Source organism: Lelliottia sp. RWM.1 (assembly GCF_016859735.1).
Classification (GTDB): Bacteria; Pseudomonadota; Gammaproteobacteria; order Enterobacterales; family Enterobacteriaceae; genus Enterobacter.
The window spans coordinates 1-7,249 of the sequence record NZ_WLVC01000079.1 but is presented as its reverse complement, the minus strand read 5'-3'; the positions used below and the strand labels follow the sequence as shown (position 1 = coordinate 7,249).

General features: G+C 46.8%; 7 protein-coding genes. 1 reads left to right on the top strand and 6 read right to left on the bottom strand.

Annotation, left to right across the window (positions count from 1 at the left end; translation table 11 throughout):
* Positions 1-58 precede the first annotated feature (58 nt).
* From GF617_RS25895 to GF617_RS25875, 5 genes are all read right to left on the bottom strand, one after another.
* Positions 59-370, bottom strand: coding sequence for a hypothetical protein (locus GF617_RS25895; protein ID WP_239006638.1), 312 nt, complete (start codon positions 368-370; stop codon positions 59-61).
* 93 nt (positions 371-463) lie between these two features.
* Positions 464-1,900 (bottom strand): DNA cytosine methyltransferase, encoded by a 1,437-nt coding sequence (locus GF617_RS25890; protein WP_007374360.1) that lies wholly within the window; start codon positions 1,898-1,900, stop codon positions 464-466.
* A gap of 281 nt (positions 1,901-2,181) precedes the next feature.
* Positions 2,182-2,547, bottom strand: coding sequence for a plasmid partitioning/stability family protein (locus GF617_RS25885; protein ID WP_035943290.1), 366 nt, complete (start codon positions 2,545-2,547; stop codon positions 2,182-2,184).
* Between the two features lie 5 nt (positions 2,548-2,552).
* On the bottom strand, positions 2,553-3,509 hold the full coding sequence (gene parM / locus GF617_RS25880) for a plasmid segregation protein ParM domain-containing protein (RefSeq protein WP_007374358.1): 957 nt from the start codon (positions 3,507-3,509) through the stop codon (positions 2,553-2,555).
* 495 nt (positions 3,510-4,004) lie between these two features.
* Positions 4,005-4,223 carry an AlpA family phage regulatory protein gene (locus tag GF617_RS25875; protein ID WP_007374356.1) on the bottom strand — a complete coding sequence of 73 codons (219 nt, stop codon included), beginning with the start codon at positions 4,221-4,223 and terminating at the stop codon, positions 4,005-4,007.
* 160 nt (positions 4,224-4,383) lie between these two features.
* Here GF617_RS25875 and GF617_RS25870 point away from each other — a divergent pair, with 160 nt between their 5' ends.
* Complete coding sequence (locus GF617_RS25870; RefSeq protein WP_107224807.1) at positions 4,384-5,616, top strand: hypothetical protein; 1,233 nt, start codon at positions 4,384-4,386, stop codon at positions 5,614-5,616.
* A 146-nt stretch (positions 5,617-5,762) separates the two neighbouring features.
* Here GF617_RS25870 and GF617_RS25865 read toward each other — a convergent pair whose 3' ends face one another.
* Positions 5,763-6,965, bottom strand: coding sequence for a tyrosine-type recombinase/integrase (locus tag GF617_RS25865; protein WP_035943286.1), 1,203 nt, complete (start codon positions 6,963-6,965; stop codon positions 5,763-5,765).
* Positions 6,966-7,249: the final 284 nt, after the last annotated feature.

Below are 7,249 nucleotides of genomic sequence, written 5' to 3'. Positions count from 1 at the left end.
CATATGCCACCAACTGAATACGAAAAACAATATTATCAGCGGCTCGGAAGTGTCTAGATTATCTGTGGCGATTCATCTCGCGGTAGTAAAGCCGGTACTCGGGAGCGCGGGTCTTTGATTTTCGGCGGACATCGTACCAGGTGACGAGATCATCAGCAATCAATGGCTCACCTGTTTCATCGGTGATATAAACCATTTTGCACATGAGCTCCAGCGTTTCATCTTTCCCAGGGCGTCCCAGTACATCGCCAAACCCCACTTTTACGAGCCCGCCAATTTCATGCTGATGAGAGCGCGTGACTTCGGCATCGACAGCGCTCAGGTACTTTCCGGCAGCGGCCTGAAAGATATCTCTTAGGTTCTGATTCATAAGGGACAATCCTTTATCGAAGAGATACCAATCTACAGGGATAAGAGAAAAAATAAAACATTAAGGGCAGGTGTTCGCCAGCCCTTAATCATATCAGCCTGCCTTTTGTATTAGCTCATCAGTGCTGCTAACCGCTTTCTGAATGTACGGCTTCAGTAGCTTTGCAACGGCCTCAAAGACGGGCACTACAACCGAATTACCAAACTGGCGGTAAGCCTGCGTATCAGAAACAGGAATACGGAATTTGCATTCACCAGGTTTTTCAAAACCCATGAGACGCGCACATTCTCGCGGGGTCAGACGACGGGGGCGGTGTTCAAGATTTGTCGCATCGCCAAAATCTTTTTCGCCCTTATCCTTATCCCATCCCCTGTCAATGAGGATCTCTGAGCCGTCTTTGTGATAGCGTGCCGAAAGTGTTCTTGCCACAGCATGACTGTCATCGGGTGACACCAGTCCAAATCCAAAACCATTACCCTTAGCCTGATGTTTTTTCGCGTAATTGTAGAGATATTCCCAGAGCTTGACGGTTAGTATGTATTTTTCATCTACCTCATCATCAAGTAGCTCTCTAAATGCAGGACGAACTGCGGGATAGTATTTCTGAATATCCTGCAGTGAGAAATTTTCTGCCAGTTTGAGATCACGTCGAAAACCAACAAGAATGATACGTTCGCGGTGTTGGGGCAAAAAGTGTTTACCATCGATGATTTTAGGATCTGATGCTCCTGAGCTGTCAACATCGGCGACATCATATCCAAGTTCATCGAGGGTTTGTTGAATCACTTTGAATGTTTTCCCTTTATCGTGGCTCTTCAGGTTTTTCACGTTTTCGAGTACGAAAATTGATGGTTTTTTCACCGCGATGATCCTGGCGACATCAAAGAAGAGTGTTCCCTGAGTTTCGCACTCAAACCCATGTGCCCTGCCGAGTGAATTCTTTTTGCTGACCCCTGCCAGACTGAAAGGCTGACAGGGGAATCCCGCTAGCAGGACATCATGCTGTGGAATATGTTTGTCTATGTTTGCGTAGGCTTCAGACTCCGGGATGTCAGGCTTATCACTTAAGGTGATTTCGCGGATGTCGGAGTTGAATGTATGCTCATTCGGGTCGCTATACCAGTTTGCTTTGTAGGTTCTGACCGCTTGCTCGTTCCATTCGCTGGTGAATACACACTGTCCGCCAATCGCTTCGAAACCACTACGAATACCGCCAATGCCTGCAAAAAGATCGATGAAGCGGAATTCATAATGAGGATGGTGGGCTGGTGGTTCAGGCAAAAGGTTATGAAGCATTTTTACTTCGACTTCAACAAGCTGTTTGGGGGCAGTTTTACCATTTATCCATCGATTAATGGATTCCCTTGTCCAGTCATTATTGCTGACAGAACGTAAGCATTCTGCGACAGTTTTTTGATCATAAATTTCGAGAACCTGCTTCAGAAGGGCAAGGTCTTCGGCCAGACGTAGCTGGGCTGCCTGTTGTGATTCTTCCATCAATTTTCTGACGATAGGCTGCAATTCTTTCATGACATTTTTCTTCTGGGTTAAATTAGTGACAGATTAGCACAAAACAATTCCCTGTATATACATCCATAGTGCCATTCGCGAAGCTTTTTCTGAGTAATGAGATGCATAACTATGATGTGCGTGAGGAGACCTTGTGTGATGGAGGGAAACATAATTCATCCATGTATTCATGGTATTATAGAATATTGAACAGAATGAAATAAGCAAAGGACGCCCGGCCACAAAGGCTGAGCGTCTTGTTTTTTATCTGAATTATGTAATAATATAACATCAAAAACAAATCACTCTGGCAGAGCACCCGCCAGATTCTTTGCCGAAACACTGCTGGTGGGTTGTTCCGTTGCCGCAGGGGATGGCACCGTAGCCGTCACCATTACAGACGGAGCAGAACCCGGTTGAATGTTCAGAAACGACGACAGCATGATACGTAATGTTTCCGGGCTCGTATTGTCAGCTAACAGAGCCGCCAGCACCGACGGCAACCGACTGTCAATTTCCCCCAGCGCTATACCTGCCAGCAATGCTGTCCGCGATAGTTCACCGCGATCACCCCGATGACGCGCCTCTATCCTTGTATCAGCAAAGCGCTCGCTGGCATGTGTTTCAGGCCGTAGATAAATCAATACTTTTCTGCGAGTCATGACCACCTCCGTTAACCAATGGCTTTCAGTCCGTGCACCAGCGCGAACTGCGGCTCCTGTGCTACAAAGAAACGATCTTCGCGCAGGTTAACATGAGTACGAATGTCATCAGCCAGCAGGCAGGCCCCTCCGCCAACAACCGCAACATGGGTATAGCCTTTGAAGCGATCCATCGCTTCCAGTACCCTCACACGGTAACGTGCAATACCGCTGTGGATTGCCTGCTTTATGCTATCGACAGCACGCGGATCGTTGATATTGTTCGCTAAGTACGTATCGTCGAAACGATTGATAATCAACCGGTCCACGTTGAAGCGGGACAGCGCCATACCGGCTTTACGTAATGCCTGTTGTACCTCGTCGGTCACCAGCGATACACCCAACGCCGGATCGCCATAAATACGCGATACTGAAGACATCTGGCCTGCGACCTGCGAGATATCCAGCGTCGTTCCGCCAAGGTCAATAATCAGTACCGAGTTGGAGGACGAGAGTTGATCGCACAGCGCAATCCCAGCAGGAATGGACTCCGGGCGCACGGTGACGCGGGTAATGGTAAAGACGTGACCGTTATTCAGCACCACCGGTTGCAGCAGGTTCTGTTTCTTGCGCTCAATGTTATCAAGCCGGTACTGGGCGTCTTCATCATAGAACTCCGCAAGCGGTAGCGTCACCACGATATCCACGCCCTGTGGCTTAAGTCCGCTGGTCTGTAGCGCGTGATGGACTGCCAGGGTATTGAGCGGGCTGTACTGCCACTTAATATTGCTGGTGGTAAGTGAGTCGGGGGAAATCAGGTCAAACGAGTATTTCTCTTTGTCTGCGGTGTAGTTAAACGGCTTACCGTTACCAAACGTGGCTGACCATCCGCGTTTGAAGCTGTTAGGGCTGAGGTGGCTGAAAGTCCTGCCGTGCTGTTCCCACAGCATTTTGATATGTGTAGAACCATCGTCGATGTAAATGCGCATATTGCACCTTAATTGAGTCAAATGTGTGTGGATATTGAGCCGTCCGGCGTTACCGGACCGCATGAAGAGCGTTTATTTCTTTAAAATTGAGAGCAAAGCGAGATGAATCAGTGTCAGCCAGCGCTCAGCGAGAAAAAGTAGCGTCTCCAGTAAGACAAATATGAGAAATCGGTATATCTGGTTTGTTAACACAAACTTTATCAATAATTGAAGTTGCTAAAAAATTAATATATTTATTATACGCAAGGTGCATTAGTTATTTTCCTCTTTAAGAATTAGAAGGTAATACTCAATCAGATAATATATCCCTTGGATATTTTTAGATTAAATAACAATTTTTAAATACCGTACCTCAATAGATTTATTGCTCTCCCCAGAATAAAATAACGACCTCGACTTATACGTGACTGGCTGGATTAACGCTTATCCCCGACTATATTTCAGCATTCCTTTCCCGGGCACGAGCTATATGCCAGCCTGTCAGGTAAAATGTGTTCAAATATTTGGCGTTTCACGTTCCTGCAGCCATTGATCCAGTTCTGCTTCCAGCCATCCTACAGACTGTTGCCCCAGTCGCCGCTGCTTTGGAAAAGTAGCATCGTAGCGTGGTGACTTCGGATTGAGCCAGTCGTAAATGGTCGAACGGGCGATGCCGAGTTTGGCTGTAACTGCACGCATGCGAAGAATCTTCACGGTCGGGGTATGGACGATCATATTTCTACCTCATTAAACTGTTCGAAATTAAGTTGTCTGTTGAATAACGATTCGCCGTTATTCTCCACCTGAGCCAACTGGCTGGTATGCGATGGATTGTAATGAGGTCTGATAGTGTCTAAAATTGGCAGTTATCACTTACTTTTTTTGACACTAACTTATGCCAGCAACAACCCCCTTACAGAAAGCAGCGTTTGATGCCATCGACAGCCTTCACTTCAGTCAGGTTGTAATGAGTTTCATCTACGGAGAACCCGCTGCAGAGTGGTATCCGCGCATATTTGGCAGAATCAACGGTCTACTTCAGAAAACAGGGATAACCGGAAAACCGGCTGAGATAACCCGGCACTATCTGCTGGCAGCTCTTGAAATTCACCTGTCTGTTGACAGCAACTATTTTTCTAATATGGATGAGTACCATAAAAAAACTGATGCTGGCGGTACGCCTTATAACAGGACTATGCATGAACAATTTGCTGAATACGCCCGAAATTTTAGTATTGCTATGCTGAGCAAGCTTGCTCGCGAGAATGGTGTGGGCAGTGAATTCCTTGTTGGAGTAACGGAAGAGTTGATGAATGATAAGGCGCTGGCATTATCAACCATGCCGCATCTAATCAGATACCGACTAACTGAATGTTGCTATGCGCTGGAATATCCCGATGCCCCTCTCGGTTTTTATCGGGAACTGGTGAGTCTTGGTGTTATTCCATGTGAAAAATACTCATCTAAAAATGACAAGATCGTGAAGGAGTCTGGTTCGGAATTATCGCTACTGTTCATCCGTGCAGGCCTGCTGTTTGAGTTTAAGATGCTACAAAGATCACTGGCAGTAATAATTTCTCTCAAGGAGAATGGTACAATTGCTCTCCCTGCTCTTGACTCCCGGATGCCTCGTCCAGCACGAAAGAATATTGCCGATTACTACAAAAGGATTGTTGATATCTGGTTGCTGGAGGCACAACCACATTCTTTTGCATATTTTAAGTGTAAAGACCGTGCTTCGGCAACAAATGCCGAACGGCTCCTTAAAAACATGAGCCGATTTTATTTTCATAAACGAATGTTTGGTGGTACGCAGGGAAGCTGGCTGGGGACGCTGGGAGCATTTGATATTGAGGTCAGCCGTTGGGAAGAGCCTGGGGTAGCGATTTATTACGAGATGAATAATAAAAATACAATTTCAGATAAAGTCAAATCAAAACTTGAGGATTATAATTTTATAGTGTCAGCAAGAAGTTTGTATTTGCGGCATAAAGTGATAAAAAAAGATAGTTACTCTAAAATTCGATATTATCGAGATCTTCTAATGAATCAGTCATGTATGTTCCCCTGGTACCTTAATGATAACAGCTATTACGAAATGGCACTGAAGTTTGAAGCGGGAGAGTAACCTGGACTTATTAATAAACCTACCTGTTCATATAACACTGGCTGGATTTGCATGGTGGTTATGGTGAACAGGTAGTACCCGTAGTTCTGTCCCAATCAACAGTTAAGCCCAAAAAAGAAAAGCGCCCCGAAAGGCGCAGAACAAGTTTACTTCACTGCCGAAAACACGTAATCAGCCCAAGCCTGCATCACCGGAATACGCTGTTCCAGTAAATCAGTACGATGGTACGCAGCCTCTACTTTGTTTTTCAGCGTATGTGCCAGTGCCCGTTCGGCCACATCCCGTGATATCCCCTGCTCACTGCACCAGTCTCTGAAACTGGAACGAAATCCATGAGCGGTTGCGAGGCGTCCTGGCGTATCGCTGACAGCCCCCGTTTTACGCAGGAAAGTGGTCATCACCATATCAGACAATACAATTTGTTTTCGTGGTGACGGGAAAACCAGCTCATCGTGCAAACCCTGCATTTTTTCAAGCACAGCGACAGCCTGCAAAGATAATGGAACACGATGCTGAATCCCCGCCTTCATTCTTTCCGGTGGAACAATCCATATTCGCTTGTCCAAATCAACTTCCTGCCAGCGCATACCACGGGCTTCTCCTGACCTCGCCCCGGTAAGGATCACAATCAGCAACAACGCACGGGTCACGTTATAGCGCTCGTCACTGTAGACTTTCGTCGCCACGTAAAGCGGTACATTTCGCCAGGGCATCGCCGGTTGGTGCTCAGTTCGTACATTAATACCCGCCTGTACCGGCAGTAAATGGTCAACAACATCAACAGGATTGGCAACACAGTGCCCGTGAGCCCATCCCCATTGCATTACCGCATGGATTCGCTGTTTTACGCGACTGGCTGTTTCTGCCAGCGTGAGCCACACAGGGCGCAATGTTTCTGCCACATCAGCAGGCGTGATGCGGTCGAGTGGTTTAGTTCCTAATGACGGAAACGCATACTGCTCCAGTGTTGATAGCCACTGCTTTATGTGCTTCTGGTTTTTCCATCCCGGCGAGAGTTCAGCGTGAACCTGACGCGCTGCTGCTTCAAATGTCGGAATAATAACCTTCTCAGCTTCGGCTTTTTTCAACTCAAGCGGATCATCACCAGTCGCCAGTTGTTCGCGCATGGCCTGCGCCATACGTGCTGCTTCCGCGATACCGATTTCGGGATAAGTCCCCAGTCCGGCATTTCGCCTTTTTTGAGTAACAGGACTTACATAGCGTAAAACCCACTTTCCCCTCCCCTTTGCTGATGAAGGATGAAGCGTAAGTCCCGTAATTCCGCCATGAGGCAACGGCCTGTCATCAGGTTTAATGTGCCTGGCTTTAGTGTCAGTAAGTAGTGCCATAAAAGGGAAAATCCTGCTGTTTTCAGTATGCCATCCAGTATGCCATGAAAAATTCTTGCACATTTCTGGTATGCCATTCAGTATGCCATCTGTGGTGTGTTTCGTCAGGGTTATATTGGTTTCAATCGGACAGGCATCAAGAAAAAACGCTTAATTTTATTAGGTTACAGGATTAGATTGAACATCTTTGCATTCATATTTAGCGGTCCCCCTCACCGCCATATTTGAGAAAGAGCTCGTACGCAAGTACGGGCTTTTTTTTTCGCATGTTGCACACCTGCGGG

What these genes read in the sequence shown, in the direction of transcription:
- GF617_RS25895 (WP_239006638.1), bottom strand. Translation starts at nt 370, where the DNA reads ATGAATCAGAACCTAAGAGATATCTTTCAGGCCGCTGCCGGAAAGTAC.
- GF617_RS25890 (WP_007374360.1), bottom strand. Translation starts at nt 1,900, where the DNA reads ATGAAAGAATTGCAGCCTATCGTCAGAAAATTGATGGAAGAATCACAA.
- parM (WP_007374358.1), bottom strand. Translation starts at nt 3,509, where the DNA reads ATGCGCATTTACATCGACGATGGTTCTACACATATCAAAATGCTGTGG.
- GF617_RS25875 (WP_007374356.1), bottom strand. Translation starts at nt 4,223, where the DNA reads ATGATCGTCCATACCCCGACCGTGAAGATTCTTCGCATGCGTGCAGTT.
- GF617_RS25870 (WP_107224807.1), top strand. Translation starts at nt 4,384, where the DNA reads ATGCCAGCAACAACCCCCTTACAGAAAGCAGCGTTTGATGCCATCGAC.
- GF617_RS25865 (WP_035943286.1), bottom strand. Translation starts at nt 6,965, where the DNA reads ATGGCACTACTTACTGACACTAAAGCCAGGCACATTAAACCTGATGAC.